Origin of the sequence: Nevskia sp., from assembly GCF_023266035.1 — a bacterium.
Lineage (GTDB): Bacteria > Pseudomonadota > Gammaproteobacteria > Nevskiales > Nevskiaceae > Nevskia.
In genome coordinates, this window is sequence record NZ_JAHFRY010000042.1 from 14,296 (window position 1) to 31,052 (window position 16,757).

Below are 16,757 nucleotides of genomic sequence, written 5' to 3' on the forward strand. Positions count from 1 at the left end.
AACCCGTTCAACTGACTGATATTGTTTACTATTCACTCATCATCATCAGCCCGCAACGGAGACCTTCACGAACTGTTTCCAAACACCGGAATGCGGCTCTCGAACCGCCTGATCGGCAGTGTCACCGGCGGGGTACAGCCGGCGTTCGTCTGTACCGACACCGGGACGAGCCAGCAGCTGACTCGCAGATGACACAGCCCCAGCAAAGCGAGACATGGATTGCCAACCGTGGCGCAGCGATGAAACACCAGGCGACGCGGCAAGTCCCCACCTACCCTCATTCGAGATCAAAAGAGCCGATCGACGGGCATAAAAAAACCGGGCGCGAAGCCCGGTCAATTTGGCGCTAGGAGAGCTTCTGGATCAGAACGACAGGAAGCTGCCGACGTTGAAGTTCATCGCTTCGTTCTTGCCGCCGTTCTGACTCTTGGCGGTAACCGAGGAAACTTCGCCGACCAGCGTCAGGTTCTTGGTCAGCGAGTAGTAAACGCCGCCAGTGATCTTCGAGTTGCTGCGGACAATGTCCGACTGCGCCTCGCCTTCCGCCAGACCCAGACGGCTGGTGCCGTAGTTGACGCCGAGCTTCAGCGCGTCGAACTTGTAGCTCGCCTGGGCGAGATAGCCGTTCGAGCCGCGGCGATTGCCGTTGCCATCCGAGCTGAAGAAGAACAGCCCCGTAGTGCCCAGACCCTTGCCGTAGTAGTACCAGCCGGCCAGTTCGAGATCGGCAATATTGATCTTGCCGCCCATGTCCGCACCGTAGCTGCGGTAGTCATCCGAGCTCTCGGAAAAATCATCACGCTGCTGCTGGGTGATGAACGAGCTGGACAAGTAGATCTTGGCGCCGCTGAGGGCAGCGTTGTAGGTCAGCTTGCCTTGGAAGCCCGGCTGGGTTTTGCGGCCACGAGCGCCGGTGGCCGAGTTCAGCGGGTCGTAGATGCCGACCGTGGCAGCGAGGCCGGCAACGGTCGGCGTGGTGTAGTTGATCTGCGCCAGCGTGTCGACGTACACGTAGCCGAGGCCGATGGAACCCAGCGTGGTGTTGGCCGGTGAGCCGGAGGCTGCAGCGCCCGCAACGCCGACACCCGGAATGGTGATGTCGTTGATGATCGCGTCGAAACCGAACAGGCCGAAATTGCGGCCCATGGTCACCGTGCCCATGTCCTTGTTGCCGAAGGTCATGTAGACCTGACGAACATCAAGACCGGTGGTGCCGAGTCCGACGTTGCCGGAGCCATCCGTCAGATTCGGGCTGCCGCCGTCGTTGGTGCTGATACCGGGATAGAAGCCGAAGTGGGCGCCGATGTCGATGCCGTTCTGGGTGGTCAGCACGCCGAAGGTCAGGGCGGCTGGCAACAGGCCGTTGGTGACCGCCGATGCACTTTTCGCGGTACCGCCGCCGCCGGTGCAGGCTAGGCCGCCAGTGACGGCCGCCGGGGAGCTGCTATCGCAGTCGGAATAAACATAGTGGACGTTGATGTTGCCGTTGACGGTGAACTTGTAGTCCCCGGCATTGAGTTCGAGTGCACTGGCGCCAGTCGACGACAGCATGGCAACAGCAGCTGCGATCAGCTTGCGCTGGTTCGTTTCAGTCATTTTGATTCCCCAATATTGTTGAGAGGTGATGGCGCAGCCATCTGTCCTGCCGACCAGACCGCTACTCCCTGCCAACCCACTTCCTCTTCAGCCTCCGTGTCGCCGTCACCTTTTATGACTACTCGGTGGGTAACTTCACGGTGCCCGCACAGGTGTGTCAGCGCGAGCCTCAGAGCAAGCGACATGCCAAATCAGGAATACTTCCTTACGCTTTGTTTTTATTGATTTTTGCGTTGCAGCAAATGCCCGGCGAAAGGCCGCTGCTGTTTCACGGCGGGGACGGCTTCCGAGTCACATCCGGCACAGCGTGCGGGGACAGACGCAGTTCCAGAGGACGACCATTGGCGGGCAGGCGCAGCGAGATGCTGGTGCCCAGGTTCGGCTGGCTATCGATCGTCAGCCGGGCACCGAGTGCTTCGGCCCGTTCGGCCATGCCCAGCAACCCGAAGCCGGCGCGACGTCCATCGGGACGTGCGCGCTGACGTTCCTCGGCACTGGCCTGCAGCGGCAGGTCGGCAGGCAGGCCGATGCCATCGTCGGCAATGCGCAGATGCAGGCTGCCGTCGGCATCACCGAACAGCATCACGCTGATGCGGCGGGCCCGGGCGTGGCGGGTGGCGTTGATCAGCGCTTCCTGGGCGATGCGGTACAGATAGACCTGCGCCAGCGCCTCGCCGGGTACGCGCTCGACATCGATGCGCACCTCGAAACGGATCTGCGGGCAGCGGCCAGACCAGTCGGCGACCAGATTCTCCAGGGTCGGGCCCAGGCCGAATTCGTCGAGGCCGGCCGGCCGCAGGCGCGCCAGCAGGCTGTGCAGGCCATCGTAAAGCTGAGCGATGCCGGCCCGGATGCCGCCGGCACGCGCCATCAGTTCCGGAGCAGCGCTGCCGAAGCGCTGCTGCAGCACGGCGGCTTCGGCATCGATGGCGGCCAGACTCTGGCCCATCTCGTCATGCAGCTCGCGAGCGATCGAACGACGCTCACGTTCCTGCACTTCAAGGCTGTGGCGCAGCAGGCGTTGATTGTCCGAGCGCGCCTGTTCCAGATGACCACCGAGCGCGATCACGCCATCGACGATGGTGCGCAATTCCAGGGTGGTGACCGATGGCAGGGTCGGATGCAGTTCGCCGCGGCCGATGCGATCGAGCGCGTCACGGATCACATCGATCGGCTTCAGCGCGCGCCAGACCGAAAACACCACGATGGCATTGGTCAGAAAGCCGATCGCGACAATCAGCAGCAACAGCGGCCGTGCTTCGTTCCAGGCTTCGAGAATTTCGTCGGCAGGATCGGAATGGATGATCACCGGCACGGCCGTTCCATCCGGCTGCAACCATTGATGCGGCAGTTGGCGGGGCGCGGTGGTGACGTGGGCGATGAACCAGTCCGGCACGCTGTCATCGATCGCCGCCGGGCAGGAACGGCCGTCACTGCGCAGTTCGCCGCCAGGCCGCTCGACGCAGAGATGGCGGGTGTGATCGAAGACGCTGAGCAGTACCGGCAGCACCTGGCGCTGAGCCTGCGTGGCAGGCAGCGCCTGATCATTGAGCAGATTGGTGGCCAGCCTCATTACCGCATCGATCTCGCCGCGCACTGCGCGCTTCGAATTGCCGAGCACGGCAAACACGGCAAGCACCAGCACCACGCCCAGCAGCAGGCCGATGAACAGGCTGAGCCGGGTCTTGAGATCCACCCGCGTGCGCCAGGCACGGAGCAATTCGCGTATCAACCAGCGGGCACGACTCAGCGCCGTGGGCTTGCCTGCCAGCGCAAGCTCAGACACGCACGACGCCGGCCACGATCGCCAGACGAGCCATCTCGGCTGCCGAGCGCAGGCCGAGCTTCACGCGAATCTGCGAGTAATGGTTGGAGACCGTTTTACCGCTGATGCACAGGCCGGTGGCGATTTCCCGCACCGAATGCCCTTCGGCAACCTGCCGGAAGATTTCGAACTCGCGCTGCGAAAGCTTGTGCAGCACGTCGTTGGTCTGACGTCGGGACTGCCCGTTGCGAGCCAGATCCGGCGACAGGAATTCCCGACCGTGGGACACCGCATCGACAGCCGCCACCAAGGTATCGGCCGCCGAGCGTTTGCTGACATAGCCGAGCGCACCGGCCGCCAGCGCACGTTCAACGAACATCGATTCCTCGTGAACGCTGAACGCCAGCGCCCGCAGTTCCGGCTGCCGAGCACGCAGGCGACGCAGCAGTTCGATACCGCCGACACCCGGCAGCGACAGATCGGTGATCACCACATCCGGCGCGCATTCCAGAAACCGCCGATAGCCCGCAGCAGCAGATGCCGCTTCGGCAACCACCGTGTATTCGGGTGCGCATTCCAGCAATTGGCGATAGCCCGCCCGGACGACGGCATGGTCATCGACCAGCAGAATTCGAATCATGTTGTTCTCCTCTAGCAAGCAGAGCGCTCGAGACGGCGCCTTGGTTGGGGTCCGACGGGCAAATGAAAAGGCCCAGGCGATCATTGCCCGGGCCTCGTGATACTGACAACAACCGGCTTTCAGAAGCCGATCAGATTACGGCTGGATCAATAGCCGATGCAGACCGACTTCGTTTCCAGATAGTTGTTCAGCACCTGATGGCCCATCTCGCGGCCCCAGCCCGACTGCTTGTAACCACCGAACGGCATCGACGCATCGAAGACGTTGTAGCAGTTGACCCAGACGGTGCCGGCACGCAGACGCGGCACCAACTTGTGGATCTTCGACACGTCCTGCGACCAGATGCCCGCTGCGAGGCCGTACACCGAATCGTTGGCGCGGCGAACCAATTCGTCATCGAGATCCTTGAAGCGCGACGCAACCAGCACCGGTCCGAAGATCTCTTCCTGCACGACCTTGGCGCTGTCGGGGGCGTTGATGATGAGCGTCGGCTCGACGAAGTAGCCTTCGTTGCCCCAGCGGTTACCACCGGTGGCGAGCGACGCGCCCTCGGTCTTGCCGGCGGCCATGTAGCCGGACACGCGGTCGAACTGCACCTGCGAGACCAGCGGGCCGAGCTGGGTCGACGGATCGAGGCCCGGGCCCATCTTCAGACCCTTGGCGTAGGCGGAGATGCCGGCAACCACTTCGTCGTAGACCTTGTCCTGGATAAACAGGCGCGAGCCGGCGCAGCAGGTCTGGCCCTGGTTGAAGAAGATCGCGCTGGCAGCACCCGGGATCGCCTTCGACAGATCGGCGTCGTTGAGGATGATGTTCGGCGACTTGCCGCCGAGTTCCAGGGTCAGCTTCTTGAGGTCATTGGCAGCCGCCTTGACGATCAGCTTGCCGACTTCCGTCGAACCGGTGAAGGCAACCTTGTCGACACCCGGATGGCCCGCCAGCGGCGCGCCGGTGGTCTCGCCGAAGCCGGTGATGATGTTCAGCACGCCCTTCGGCAGGCCGGCTTCCATGATCAGCTCGCCAAGACGCAGCGCAGTCAGCGGAGTTTCTTCGGCCGGCTTCAGCACCACGGTGCAACCGCAGGCCAGCGCCGGCGCCAGCTTCCAGGCCGCCATCAGGATCGGGAAGTTCCAGGGAATGATCTGGCCGACAACGCCGATCGGTTCGCGTCGGGTGTACGCGTGGTACTCGGTGCCCGGGGTGAATGGCACCGACAGATCCAGCACGCCGCCGTCGATCTTGGTCGTCCAGCCGGCCATGTAATGGAAGATGTCGGCCGCGAGCACAACGTCGGCGATGCGGGCAACGACGACCGGCTTGCCGTTGTCCAGCGACTCCAGCTGGGCCAGTTCGTCGGCGTTCTGCAGGATCAGGTCACCGATCTTGTGCAGCAGCTTGCCGCGGTTGGCCGGCGACATCTTGCGCCACTCGCTGTGATCGTCGAAGGCGCGACGGGCAGCCGCGACGGCGGCGTTGACGTCTTCCTTGCTGCCGCTCTGGGCGTGCGCCACGACCTGACCGGTGGCCGGGTTGTAGATTTCGAAGGTTTCACCCGACGACGAGGTGACCCACGCGCCGTCGATCAGAATCTTCTTCGGGCTGCTGATGAACTTGCGGGCTTCGGCGCCCAGTGCTTCCAAACCTTTTGATCCATCCATTGTTGATCTCCTCGATCTTTAATTTGGGTGACAGGTGTGTGTCCGCGATAGCTTTTCAGGCGCTGCGTTGGGCAGCCCGAACCTCGCGACGCGAACCCGGACGGCAAGAACCAAGCCAGCCCTATATCTCGGGCCAAACTATTGTTTTTGCGATTATTCCCAAGGATGTGACAGTCCATTGAGACGGCGGCTGTCTCAGCTCCGGTGCGACGCGTGTCAGCCCTGTTTCAGGCCTGACACAGTGGTTCTCCCTCGGTTCGCCACATGCTCGGAAAAACGCGGCAGAAGGCCGTCAGAAGGCCAGATTCGATTGACGATCGGGGGAACCGCGACTACCTTCGGTTGGCATCACTGTTGCTAAGGCGCGCTGTACCGGTTGGGGGCGCGCTGGCGATTCAGAAGAACACCATGCCCGGCGACAACGTAGCGCGGGGCGGTCGAGATGAGGTGCGAGGAGATGGGTGACAACGCAGCGGTGCAGCACGCCAATGGCGTGTTGCGGCTGGTCAATGGCGAAAGCATCGCCAAACCTGGCTTCGACGACACCATCCGGGTGTCCTGGCAGCGCTGTCTCAACGAATTCCAGCTGGACCCGGCCCGGCTGCACGCGCCGAGCGTCATCGACTCGAACAACCTCAAGGATCTGCAGGACCGTCACGACGAGCTCGTCGAGATCGCCCGGGCCGAGATCGACACCTTGTATGACCAGATCAGCGGCTCCGGCTACGCGCTGCTGCTGACCGATGCCAAGGGCATCATCCTGACCCAGAAGGTCGACCCGACCCTGACGCGCATGTTCAGCAGCGCCGGCCTGCTGGTCGGCGCCGAATGGAGCGAGAAGAGCGAAGGCACCAACGGCATCGGCACCTGCATCGCCGAAGGCCGGGCAATCACCATCCATCGCAACGATCACTTCCGCGCCCGCCACATCGGCCTGTCCTGCTCCGGCGTGCCGATCCGCGACATGAATGGCGATCTGGTCGCCGTGCTCGATGCTTCCTCGGTCGGCTCGCATGACACCCGCGGCAGCCAGATGCACACGATGGCGCTGGTCAACACCTCGGCGCGGCTGATCGAGAAGTGCCTGTTCCTGCGCCGCTGCCAGCCGTACCGGATCCTGCGTTTCCACAGCCGTCCGGAATTCGTCAACCTGCTGCACGACGCCGCACTCGCGCTATCCGAGGATGGTCACGTCGTGGCTGCCGACGACATGGCCGTGGCGCTGCTGTCGGCGCCGAGCCGGGCCAGCCTGATCGGCCGGCCAGTCAGCGAACTGTTCGACATCGGCAATGCTGAACTCGCCCAGCTGGTCACCACTCGCCAGGCATTGATGCCGGTGCGCGATCAGCGTTATGGCCGACGCTTCTTCGTCACGCTGGCACCGCCCCAGTTGCTGGCCCGGATGGACAGCTTCGATCGCCCGCGCCGCGCTGCCACCGAGCGCGTGCAGATCGCCCCGGCACCGTCGCTGCACGCGCTGTCTCTGGAAGATCTCGCCGGCCAGGACCCGCAGATGCTGTCGAACATCCGTGCAGCACGCCGGCTGGCCGATTCACGGGTGCCGATCCTGATCCAGGGGCCGACCGGCTCCGGCAAGGAGGTGTTTGCGAAGGCCGTTCATCTGGCCAGCCCTCGTGCGGCGCAGGCTTTCGTCGCGGTCAACTGCGCGGCGATTCCGGAAACGCTGATCGAATCGGAATTGTTCGGCTACAAGTCCGGCGCATTCACCGGCGCTCGCAAGGAAGGCATGCGCGGTCGCATCCAGCAATCCAGCGGCGGCACGCTGTTTCTCGATGAAATCGGCGACATGCCGCTGAACCTGCAGACCCGCCTGCTGCGCGTGCTGGAAGAACAGGAAGTGGTGCCGCTGGGCTGCGAGCAGGCGATCAAGGTCGAGCTGTGCGTGATCAGCGCCTCGCATCGCGACCTGCGCGAGATGATCGCCAACGGCAGCTTCCGCGAAGATCTGTATTACCGCCTGAACGGCATGACCCTGGATCTGCCGGCGCTCAAGGATCGGGTCGATGCCGAAGCGCTGATCCGCCGCTTCATCGCGCTGGAAGCCCGCAACGGCCAGTCGATCTCGATCGAAGCCGATGCCTTTGAATGCCTGCTCGCCTACTCCTGGCCGGGCAACATCCGCGAGTTGCGCAACGTCATCCGCACCGCGCTGGTGATCTGCGATGGCGGCGTGGTTCGCATGGGCGATCTGCCGCGCAGCATGCAGCGATCAACGACCGCCAAGACCCTGCCGGCAGCCGCCCTGCTCGTGGCTCCGCTCACCGAGACGCTGCCGCAGCTCGGCAGCGGTGCCAACGCCCTGGAAGCGGCTGAGCGCGGAGCGATTCTGCGCGCCGTCGAAAACAATCAATGGAACATGACGATGACCGCCCGCGATCTCGGCATGAGTCGCAACACGCTTTACCGCAAGCTCAAGCGACATGCCATTCCATTGGGTGAGGCACGGCGCGACGATCTGTCCCGGATGTGACACAGAGGAAATTTCCGACGCAGGGGCAACGGTGGCGGACGATCATTGCTGCGGCTTGCCCATCGCTTGATGCTGGCGCGTGAAACCGACTAAATTCTAGCGTTGACAGAGGCTTGCGAAAACCTATTCGCAGCATTGAATCATACGATTGGGAACCTATCTCGACGTGGCATAGTCTCTGCAATGCCCCCGATGTCCTTACGGGGCACGTTGGCAAAATTACTGCGAACAGAATGGAGGGTTGATCATGCGTTGGACGAAACCGAGCTTCACCGAAATGCGTTTTGGCATGGAAGTGACGATGTACATCCTCAACCGCTAAATCTTTCCGGCGGAGGCCGAAACGAGGCGACTCGAATCGAGCCCAGCCAGATAGCGGAGCAGAAAGTAACGAAGCCCCCGGTAACGGGGGCTTTGTTTTGAGAGTCGATTTTGCGGACGCAGCGCAACAAAACGCGCTAGATCAATGCTGGATTCAATGCAGAACCCCCTGAACATGAAAATAAGAATTCTGGGTTCCGCAGCGGGGGGAGGCTTCCCGCAGTGGAACTGCAACTGCGAAACCTGCGACGGCTGCCGCAGCGGGCGCCTGAACGCCATTCCTCGTTCGCAGTCTTCGATCGCGGTGAGCAGCAATGGTCAGGACTGGGTGCTGATCAACGCATCGCCGGACATCCGTTCGCAAATTCTCGCCAACCCGGAACTGCAGCCGAACCGGCACCTGCGCGACACCGGCATCAAGGCCGTGTTTCTGATGGATGCTCAGATCGACCACGTCACCGGTCTGCTGATGCTGCGCGAATCGAAAGTGCGGCTGCCGATCTACTGCTCGGCGCGGGTCAAGGCCGATCTCACCAGCGGTTTTCCGATCTTCAACATCCTCGAACATTACTGCGGCGTCGACTGGTTTGAGGTGAAACCGGACGGCACGCCGTTCACCGTGCCGGGTATAGCCGGGATCCAGTTCGAACCGTTCGCGCTGACCAGCAAAGCGCCACCCTACTCGCCGCATCGCGCAGCACCGGCGCCGGGCGACAACTTGGGCCTGGTGATCCGCAATACCGTCACCGGCAAGTGCGCGCTGTACGCGCCGGGCCTCGGAGTGATCGAGCCGCCGGTGGAAAAGGCGATGCGCGAAGCCGATCTGATTCTCGTCGACGGCACCACCTGGACCGATGACGAGATGAGCCGTCGCGGCGTCGGCAAGAAACTGGCGCGCGAGATGGGCCATCTGTATCAAAGTGGCGCAGGCGGCATGCTCGAAGTGCTGAGCGCTTATCCGAACGCCCGCCGTGTGCTGATCCACATCAACAACACCAATCCGATCCTGATCGAGGACGGTGCCGAGCGCGCGCAAGTTCGTGCCGCCGGCGTCGAAGTCGCCCACGACGGCATGATGTTCGAGCTTTAGGGGTACGAACGATGAACGCTTCGCTCGATACATCTGCCTTGCCCTGGACTCGCGAAGAGTTCGAGGCCCGGCTCAAGGCTTTCGAGCCCTACTACCACATCCACCATCCGTTTCAGGTGGCGATGAACAGCGGCGGGCTGAGCAAGGAAGCGGTACAGGGCTGGGTGCTGAACCGTTTCTACTACCAGACCGCGATTCCGAACAAGGACGCCGCCCTGCTCGCCAACTGCCCGGATCGCGAAGTCCGCCGCCGCTGGATCCAGCGGATCATCGATCACGATGGCAATGATCAGGTCGAAGGCGGCATCGAGCGCTGGGTGCGTCTTGGTGAAGCGGTGGGCCTGAAGCGCGCCGATATCGTTTCGCATCGCTACGTGCTGCCCGGCGTGCGCTTCGCGGTGGATGCCTATGTGAACTTCGTGCGCCGCGCGTCCTGGCAGGAAGGCGTGGCCTCGTCGCTGACGGAACTGTTCGCGCCGAGCATCCACAAGGAACGGATCAGCGAGTGGCCGAAGCACTATCCGTGGATCGACAGCAGCGGCCTCGATTACTTCAAGGGCCGAGTCCAGGAAGCGCATCGCGACGTGCAGCACGGCCTCGGGCTGACACTAGATCTGTTCGTGACCCGGGCCGAGCAGGAACGCGCGCTGGAACTGCTGAAGTTCAAGCTCGACATCCTGTGGACCATGCTCGATGCGATGAGCATGGCCTATGTGAAGAACGAACCGCCTTATCACTGCGTGCCGGGCTTCCAGCAAGGCATGACGGCGCGAGAAATCCGGGGAGCGGACCATGTCTGAAGGCAAGGTCGAATACGCGACCGATTACAAACCGCTGCACGACGGCTCGCTGAAACTGGCACGCGGCCATCGCATCCAGTTCGAGCAGGTGCAAGGCTGCGATGTCCTGCTCTACCCGGAAGGCGTGGTACAGCTGAGCGAATCGGCAGCGATGATTCTCAAGCAGGTCGATGGCCAACGGACCGTGATCGATATCGCGGCGGAATTGAACCGGATGTTCCCGGAAGACGGGGACCTGACGGCCGATGTACGTGGTTTCCTGGAGGTCGCTCATGCACGAGGGTGGATTGCCTAGTTCAACGTCGGCGATACCGCTGATCAAGCCGCCGCTGTGGCTGCTCGCGGAGCTGACCTACGCCTGCCCGCTGCAGTGCGCCTACTGCTCGAACCCGGTCGACTACGCAGGTCACGGCAAGACCATGGATACCGAAACCTGGCTGCGGGTTCTGCGTGACGCAAGGCAGATGGGTGCCTTGCAGCTCGGGCTGTCTGGCGGCGAACCGCTGGTGCGGCAGGATCTTGAAGTGCTGGTCACCGAAGCGACCAAGCTCGGCTACTACTCGAACCTGATCACTTCCGGCATCGGCATGGATGCGGCGCGAGCGCGTTCACTGAAGGCCGCTGGCCTCGATCATATCCAGGTCAGCTTCCAGAGTTCGGAAGCCAACCAGAACGATGAGATTGCCGGTATGCGCGCCTACGCGCACAAGGTCGACATGGCCCGCGCCGTCAAGGCCGCCGGCTTCCCGATGGTGCTGTGCTTCGTGCTGCATCGGGACAACCTGCATCGGCTGCGCGAGATGCTCGATCTGGCGATCGAACTGGAAGCCGATTACGTCGAACTGGCGACCACGCAGTACTACGGCTGGGCGCTGCTCAATCGCGATCGTCTGTTGCCGACGCTGGAGCAGGTGCGTGAAGCGGAAATCGTGGCCAACGAATATCAGGCCCGGCTCAAGGGCAAGATGGACATCTACTTCGTGGTGCCGGACTACTACGAGAAGCGTCCGAAGCCCTGCATGAACGGTTGGGGTTCGGTGTTCCTGCTGGTGACGCCGGACGGCACGGCCCTGCCCTGCCACGCCGCGCGGCAATTGCCCGGCTTCGAATTTCCGAACGTGCAGGCCTCGTCGATCAAGGACATCTGGCAGACCTCGGATGCCTTCAACCGTTTTCGCGGCAACGCCTGGATGAAGGAGCCCTGCGCGTCCTGCCCGGAGAAGGAGAAGGACTTCGGTGGCTGCCGCTGTCAGGCCTTCCAGTTCACCGGCGATGCGGCGGCGACCGATCCGGTCTGCGACAAGTCGCCGCTCCGGCATCTGGTCGATGCAGCAATCTCGTCGGCAAGGATCACGACGATCGAGAAGCCGATCATCTTCCGCAATCCGAAGAACTCGGATCGACACACGATCAAGCTCGCTGAGTTGACCAGGTAGAGCGGGCCGCGCCCGCCGTGCACCCTCATCGTAGGGTGCCGGCGGCCATGGGCCGCCCTACGGCTGAGCTCGGTGCCTGTGCTAAGTTCGACCTTCGATCGTCGCGCGGCGTCGTGACAGCTCCACCAGACTGCTGGCTGGATTCCTGACCGTTTTCCCTCAGGCGCTGTCCACTCCGTGCATACCCGGAGGAGTTTCCCGCCTTGACCCTGTTCGCCGAATGGAGCACCGCGCTGCAGGACGTGCTGTCGACGTTCCTCGGCAAGGCCTCGCACTTCCTGCCCAAGCTGGTAGGCGCCTTGGTGCTGCTGCTGGTGGGCTGGCTGGTAGCACGCGTGCTGCGCACCATCGGCACGCGGCTGGTGGCGACGGCCGAACGCGTGCTGTCGCAGTCATCGATCGCCCGCAACGGCTCCAGCGTCCGTCTGCCGATGGTCTCGGCGCGGGTGCTGGGCAGCATCCTGTTCTGGCTGGTGATGCTGTTCTTCGTCACCGCCGCCACCGAGGTGCTCGGCCTTGCGCTGTTCACCGCCTGGCTCGGCCAGCTTGTGGCCTATGTGCCGACGATGGCGGCCGGCGCGCTGATCATCGTCGTCGGCGTACTGGTCAGCCGCATGGCCCGACAGCTGGTGGAGGCTGCACCGATCGCCGACGAGCCGGCGCAGCGGGTGATGCTCGGCCGCATGGTGCAGGCGGCGATCCTGATCACGGCGATCCTGGTCGGTGCCGATCAGATCGGCATCCGCGTCACCTTCATCGTGGTCATGGCCACCGTGGTGATCATCGCCTTGGTCGGCGCTGCCGCGCTGTCGGTCAGTCTAGGCTCGCGCAGCTATGTCGCCAACCTGATCGGCAGCCATTACCTGCGCCAGACCTACTCGATCGGCCAGCAGGTTCGGGTCGAAGGCTACGAGGGCAAGATTCTCGAGATGTCGAATACCAGCCTGGTGCTGGAAACCAGCGACGGCCGGGTCAGCCTGCCGGCGCGGCTGTTCAACGAAGCACCGATCGTTTTGCTGATCGAGCGCCCCGAAGGCAGCCTCGACATCAATCCCGAGGCGCGCAATGGCTAGCCCCACCAGCCCCATTGGCAGCCTGTCGCTGGCCTATCTGGAAGCGCATCCGCGTGATGCCGCACGGGTGCTCGAACGGCTGACGCCGACCGCCGCTGCCGATCTGCTGGCCAGCGTGCCGCTAAGGTTGGCCGCGCCGGTGATTCGCCAGATGCTGCCGCTGTTCGCGGCGCGAGCGCTGGATCGTCTCGGCGACGATCGGGCGGCGGGCCTGCTGCGCGCCGTCGGGCCGCAGGCCGGTGTCGCCGTGCTGCGGCAGATGCCGAGGACTCACGCCGATGTGCTGATCGCCCAGTTGCCGGCGCCGCTCGCGGTCGCTTTCCGGCTGCTGCTCGGTTATCCCGAAAACACTGTCGGCGCCTGGGCCGATCCGCATGCGCTGGCGCTGACCGACGACATCCGCAGCGCGCAGGCGATCGATCATCTGCGCAGCTCTGGCAACGAGCAGGATGCGCTGTATGTCGTCGACGGTGAGCAGCGCCTGATCGGTGTGGTGCCGATGGTCGATCTGCTGCGCGCCGCAGCCGACGCGCCGCTGCGCCGTTTGATGCAGCCGCCGCCGATCACGGTGCCGGCGCAGTCGCTGATCAGCGCCCTGCATGACCATCCGGGCTGGGCCGGTGCCCGAGCGCTGCCGGTGGTCGAACGCGGCGAGCGTTTTGCCGGCGTGCTCTGGCAGACCGCGCTGGCCACCGCCAGCGGTCCAGAACGGGCCCCCGACGACCAGCCGGCGACGCCCGGCGACGCGCTGTCTCTGGTGGCCGGCGGTTACTGGAACGCCGTGGCTGGCTTGATCGAAGTGCTGGTGTCCTGGTTGCCGACCACGACGCGCGCCATATCACCCGATGAGCGCCCCTGAGCCCGATGAGTGCCGACACCGCCACCGCCGCGCTGACCCTGCGCTTTCTGCTCGACTATCCGCGCGAAGCGGCACGCCGGCTGGAGCGTCTGCCGCCGCAGGACATCGCCACCGTGCTGGGCGAACAGCCGATCCACGCGCTGATCCCGGTCTGGCGCGGCCTGACCGGCGATATCGAACGCACCGTGCTAGCGGCGCTGCCGGCCAAGCTGGCGCGACACATCCTCAGCGAACTGGAGCCCACCGAAGCCGTTGCTCTACTGGGTCGTTTCGATGTCGGTGCACGCGATACCTATCTCGCGCTGCTGAACCCGGAAATTGCCGACGAGCTGCGGACCAGCATGGCGCGCCAGCCGGACTCCGCCGGCGCTTTGATGGACCCACGCTTCCTCGCCTTCGAGGCCACGCTGCCGGTGGCCGAAACCCTGGCCCGCCTGCGTCGTACCGGACGCCGCAGTGTCCGCGAGATTTATCTGGTCAACGAGGATGGCCAGCTCGAAGGCCGCGTCGAAATCCAGGATCTCGCGCTGGCCGATCTCGATCAGCGGCTGGCCGATCTGCGCCTGCCGATCATCGCCGCAGTGGACGACAGCGTGCCGCGCGAGGAAGTCGTCGAACTGCTCGAGCAACACGACAACCTCACCGAGCTGCCGGTGATCGATTTCAGCGGCCGGCTGATCGGCGTCATCCATCAGGCCGAGCTGGTCAGCGCGATCCAGGAAGAAACCAGCCTCGACATCCAGACCATGGTCGGTGCGAGCAAGGACGAGCGCGCCCTGTCGTCGCCGCTGTTCGCCGTTGCCAAGCGGCTGCCGTGGTTGCAGATCAATCTGTTGACCGCGTTCCTGGCGGCCTCGGTGGTCGGCATGTTCGAAGACATCATCGCCAAGTTCACCGCACTCGCCGTGCTGCTGCCGGTGGTTGCCGGCCAGAGCGGCAACGCCGGTGCCCAGGCGCTGGCGGTGACCATGCGCGGCCTGATGCTGCGCGAAATCAGCATCCGTCACTGGCCGCGCGTGGTGATGAAGGAAGTCAGCGTCGGCTTGATGAACGGCCTCGGCATCGCCGCCACGACGGCGATCGGCGTCTATGTCTGGAGCCGCTCGTTCGGGCTGGTGCTGGTCATCGTCACGGCGATGGTGATCTCGATGATCGCCGCCGGCTTTGCCGGCGCGCTGGTGCCGATCACCCTGCGCCGCTTCGGTCAGGATCCGGCGCAATCCTCGTCGATCATCCTGACCACGGTCACCGATGTCGTCGGCTTTTTCTCGTTCCTCGGCATCGCGACGCTGTTCTCGAGCCTGCTCTAACTGGCACTTGAAAGAGATTCAGGGCCAGTTCAGGCCCGGCCTCTAATCTCCTCACATCGGGACCGAACGACCTTACGACAACGCAGGCGCTCGACGCTCCGACCCACCGAGGAAATATTCGATGAAGCTCAAATCAATACTGGCCGCTGCCTTGCTGCTCACTGCCGCCGTGCCGGCGATCGCTGCTGATGTTGGCGTGTCGATCAATATCGGCCAGCCCGGCTTCAACGGACGCATCGACATCGGCGACTACCCGCAGCCGCGCGTCATCTATGCACAGCCGGTGATCATCGAACGCCGCCAGGTCGTCGAACAGCCGGTCTATGTCCGCGTGCCGCCGAACTATCGCAAGGACTGGAAGCGTTACTGCGGTCGCTATGACGCCTGCGGCCGTCCGGTCTATTTCGTCGACAACCGCTGGTACAACGATGTCTACGTGCCGCGCTATCGCGAGCGCGAAAACCGTCACAGCGACAATCGCGACCATGACCACGACCGCAGTCATGACAATCACAACCAGGGTCGCGGCAATGGTAATGGCAATGGTCGTGGCCGGGACAAGCACGATCATTGAGCCTTCATGAGCCGGGCAGCGCGCCACAAACTCGCAGCCAGGACGCCAAACTGCTCTCCAGGTCAATAAGTCAAATTCCCGATTCATCAAGATCGGGAATTTTTCCCGGTTCGGGAAACAGGCTTAAACACTAGAATTGCGCAGCGCGACGGTTCTCGTCGCCATCAATGAATTGGGGTCTGCTGAATGTCGAATCTGAAACTGATCGCCGCCGCCGCTGCGGTACTCGTGCTCGCTGCCTGCAACAAGGGCGAAGCGCCGGCTGCACCTGCGCCGCTGGAAATCACCGCCGGTTCATCGGCTGCCGCTGTCGCCAGCAGCAATGCCGGCATTGAAAGCTGCGCCAAGGCCGTGCTGGCCCAGGCGCCGGGTGAACTGCTGCAGGCCACGCTGAAGCAGGAAACCGAGGGCCGGGTCTGGGAATTCGAGATCAAGCAGGCTGATGGCAAGCTGTTCGACATCGAATGCTCCGATACCGCCGGCACCATCGTCGAAACCGAAGTGCGCGTGGCAACGGCTGCCGCTCCGGCATTCGCTGCGCTTGCCAAGATCGATGAAGCCGCCGCCAAGGTGAAGGCGCTGGAATCGAAGCCGGGCACCGTCGAGAGAGTCGAGTTCGAACTGGAACCGGATGGCAAGGCGTCCTACGAGTTCGACATCAAGACCGCTGACGGCGACTACCGCGTCGAAATCGATGCGACCAGCGGCGAAGTGGTCGAATCGTCGAAGGAACTGCTGGAAATCGGCGGCGTCTGATTCGCCGTCGTTGCAAATGAAAGCCGCCGGGCGACCGGCGGCTTTCTTGTTTCTGCCGCTTGAGATCAGGCCTGCGCGCGCTTCTTGACCATGCCCCGCTGCGGGTCATAGCCGTAGGCGGCCCAGACGAAGAACAGCAGCGCCGAGCCGCCGGTCACCGCCAGGGCGGTGAGATTGAGCTGGCCGTACATCGCGAAGCGGGTCAGTTCCACCGAATGGGTGAACGGGTTGACGCTCGATACCCAGTACAGCCACTCGGCACCGGACTCCTTCAGCTTCCACAGCGGATACAAGGCCGAGGACATGAAGAACATCGGGAAGATCACGAAATTCATCGTGCTCGCGAAGTTCTCGATCTGCTTGATGTAAACGCTGAGCAGCAAGCCCA

The 16,757-nt window shown here is 63.4% G+C and carries 16 protein-coding genes; 11 read left to right on the top strand and 5 right to left on the bottom strand.

From position 1 onward, the window contains the following. Positions 1-363 precede the first annotated feature (363 nt). From Q0D45_RS08465 to Q0D45_RS08480, 4 genes are all read right to left on the bottom strand, one after another. Entirely contained in the window at positions 364-1,596 is a 1,233-nt protein-coding gene (locus Q0D45_RS08465; RefSeq protein ID WP_293391210.1) for a porin, read from the bottom strand. Between the two features lie 268 nt (positions 1,597-1,864). Continuing rightward, complete coding sequence (locus Q0D45_RS08470) at positions 1,865-3,382, bottom strand: sensor histidine kinase (RefSeq protein ID WP_293391213.1); 1,518 nt, start codon at positions 3,380-3,382, stop codon at positions 1,865-1,867. Beyond that, on the bottom strand, positions 3,375-4,001 hold the full coding sequence (locus Q0D45_RS08475) for a response regulator transcription factor (protein WP_293391216.1): 627 nt from the start codon (positions 3,999-4,001) through the stop codon (positions 3,375-3,377). Before Q0D45_RS08475 ends, Q0D45_RS08470 begins: the two co-directional genes overlap by 8 nt. 146 nt (positions 4,002-4,147) lie before the next feature. Beyond that, the gene (locus tag Q0D45_RS08480) at positions 4,148-5,659 is read right to left on the bottom strand and encodes an aldehyde dehydrogenase family protein (protein WP_293391220.1); all 1,512 of its coding nucleotides are present in this window, start codon (positions 5,657-5,659) and stop codon (positions 4,148-4,150) included. 457 nt (positions 5,660-6,116) lie between these two features. On the opposite strand from Q0D45_RS08480, the gene Q0D45_RS08485 reads away from it, so the two are divergent. The 11 genes from Q0D45_RS08485 to Q0D45_RS08530 all read left to right on the top strand — a co-directional run bounded on the left by Q0D45_RS08485 (position 6,117) and on the right by Q0D45_RS08530 (position 16,369). After that, on the top strand, positions 6,117-8,150 hold the full coding sequence (locus Q0D45_RS08485) for a sigma-54-dependent Fis family transcriptional regulator (protein WP_293391222.1): 2,034 nt from the start codon (positions 6,117-6,119) through the stop codon (positions 8,148-8,150). A 247-nt stretch (positions 8,151-8,397) separates the two neighbouring features. Continuing rightward, entirely contained in the window at positions 8,398-8,472 is a 75-nt protein-coding gene (pqqA, locus tag Q0D45_RS21620; RefSeq protein WP_156891444.1) for a pyrroloquinoline quinone precursor peptide PqqA, read from the top strand. Positions 8,473-8,646: 174 nt separating this feature from the next. After that, positions 8,647-9,561, top strand: coding sequence for a pyrroloquinoline quinone biosynthesis protein PqqB (gene pqqB / locus Q0D45_RS08490; protein ID WP_293391225.1), 915 nt, complete (start codon positions 8,647-8,649; stop codon positions 9,559-9,561). An 11-nt stretch (positions 9,562-9,572) separates the two neighbouring features. Then, a complete protein-coding gene (gene pqqC, locus Q0D45_RS08495) occupies positions 9,573-10,361 on the top strand; it encodes a pyrroloquinoline-quinone synthase PqqC (RefSeq protein ID WP_293391228.1) in 789 nt (262 codons plus the stop codon). Continuing rightward, a complete protein-coding gene (pqqD, locus tag Q0D45_RS08500; protein ID WP_293391231.1) occupies positions 10,354-10,656 on the top strand; it encodes a pyrroloquinoline quinone biosynthesis peptide chaperone PqqD in 303 nt (100 codons plus the stop codon). The genes pqqC and pqqD overlap by 8 nt, the downstream gene beginning before the upstream one ends. After that, the gene (gene pqqE / locus Q0D45_RS08505) at positions 10,649-11,797 is read left to right on the top strand and encodes a pyrroloquinoline quinone biosynthesis protein PqqE (RefSeq protein WP_293391234.1); all 1,149 of its coding nucleotides are present in this window, start codon (positions 10,649-10,651) and stop codon (positions 11,795-11,797) included. The genes pqqD and pqqE overlap by 8 nt, the downstream gene beginning before the upstream one ends. A 203-nt stretch (positions 11,798-12,000) precedes the next feature. Beyond that, a complete protein-coding gene (locus tag Q0D45_RS08510; RefSeq protein ID WP_293391236.1) occupies positions 12,001-12,870 on the top strand; it encodes a mechanosensitive ion channel domain-containing protein in 870 nt (289 codons plus the stop codon). Further along, positions 12,863-13,729, top strand: coding sequence for a CBS domain-containing protein (locus Q0D45_RS08515; protein ID WP_293391239.1), 867 nt, complete (start codon positions 12,863-12,865; stop codon positions 13,727-13,729). Before Q0D45_RS08510 ends, Q0D45_RS08515 begins: the two co-directional genes overlap by 8 nt. A gap of 5 nt (positions 13,730-13,734) precedes the next feature. Next, positions 13,735-15,039, top strand: coding sequence for a magnesium transporter (locus tag Q0D45_RS08520; protein WP_293391242.1), 1,305 nt, complete (start codon positions 13,735-13,737; stop codon positions 15,037-15,039). A 121-nt stretch (positions 15,040-15,160) separates the two neighbouring features. Continuing rightward, positions 15,161-15,613 carry a hypothetical protein gene (locus Q0D45_RS08525; protein ID WP_293391245.1) on the top strand — a complete coding sequence of 151 codons (453 nt, stop codon included), beginning with the start codon at positions 15,161-15,163 and terminating at the stop codon, positions 15,611-15,613. 186 nt (positions 15,614-15,799) lie between these two features. Then, positions 15,800-16,369 carry a PepSY domain-containing protein gene (locus Q0D45_RS08530; protein WP_293391248.1) on the top strand — a complete coding sequence of 190 codons (570 nt, stop codon included), beginning with the start codon at positions 15,800-15,802 and terminating at the stop codon, positions 16,367-16,369. 65 nt (positions 16,370-16,434) lie between these two features. On the opposite strand, the gene Q0D45_RS08535 is transcribed toward Q0D45_RS08530, so the two are convergent. Continuing rightward, a partial coding sequence (locus Q0D45_RS08535) for an ABC transporter permease (RefSeq protein WP_293391251.1) occupies positions 16,435-16,757 on the bottom strand: 323 nt, incomplete at its 5' end.

Bases quoted from the DNA above. Each gene is read 5' to 3' on its own strand.
- Q0D45_RS08465 (WP_293391210.1), bottom strand. From the start codon at position 1,596: ATGACTGAAACGAACCAGCGCAAGCTGATCGCAGCTGCTGTTGCCATG.
- Q0D45_RS08475 (WP_293391216.1), bottom strand. From the start codon at position 4,001: ATGATTCGAATTCTGCTGGTCGATGACCATGCCGTCGTCCGGGCGGGC.
- Q0D45_RS08480 (WP_293391220.1), bottom strand. From the start codon at position 5,659: ATGGATGGATCAAAAGGTTTGGAAGCACTGGGCGCCGAAGCCCGCAAG.
- Q0D45_RS08485 (WP_293391222.1), top strand. From the start codon at position 6,117: ATGGGTGACAACGCAGCGGTGCAGCACGCCAATGGCGTGTTGCGGCTG.
- pqqB (WP_293391225.1), top strand. From the start codon at position 8,647: ATGAAAATAAGAATTCTGGGTTCCGCAGCGGGGGGAGGCTTCCCGCAG.
- pqqC (WP_293391228.1), top strand. From the start codon at position 9,573: ATGAACGCTTCGCTCGATACATCTGCCTTGCCCTGGACTCGCGAAGAG.
- pqqD (WP_293391231.1), top strand. From the start codon at position 10,354: ATGTCTGAAGGCAAGGTCGAATACGCGACCGATTACAAACCGCTGCAC.
- Q0D45_RS08515 (WP_293391239.1), top strand. From the start codon at position 12,863: ATGGCTAGCCCCACCAGCCCCATTGGCAGCCTGTCGCTGGCCTATCTG.
- Q0D45_RS08520 (WP_293391242.1), top strand. From the start codon at position 13,735: ATGAGTGCCGACACCGCCACCGCCGCGCTGACCCTGCGCTTTCTGCTC.
- Q0D45_RS08525 (WP_293391245.1), top strand. From the start codon at position 15,161: ATGAAGCTCAAATCAATACTGGCCGCTGCCTTGCTGCTCACTGCCGCC.
- Q0D45_RS08530 (WP_293391248.1), top strand. From the start codon at position 15,800: ATGTCGAATCTGAAACTGATCGCCGCCGCCGCTGCGGTACTCGTGCTC.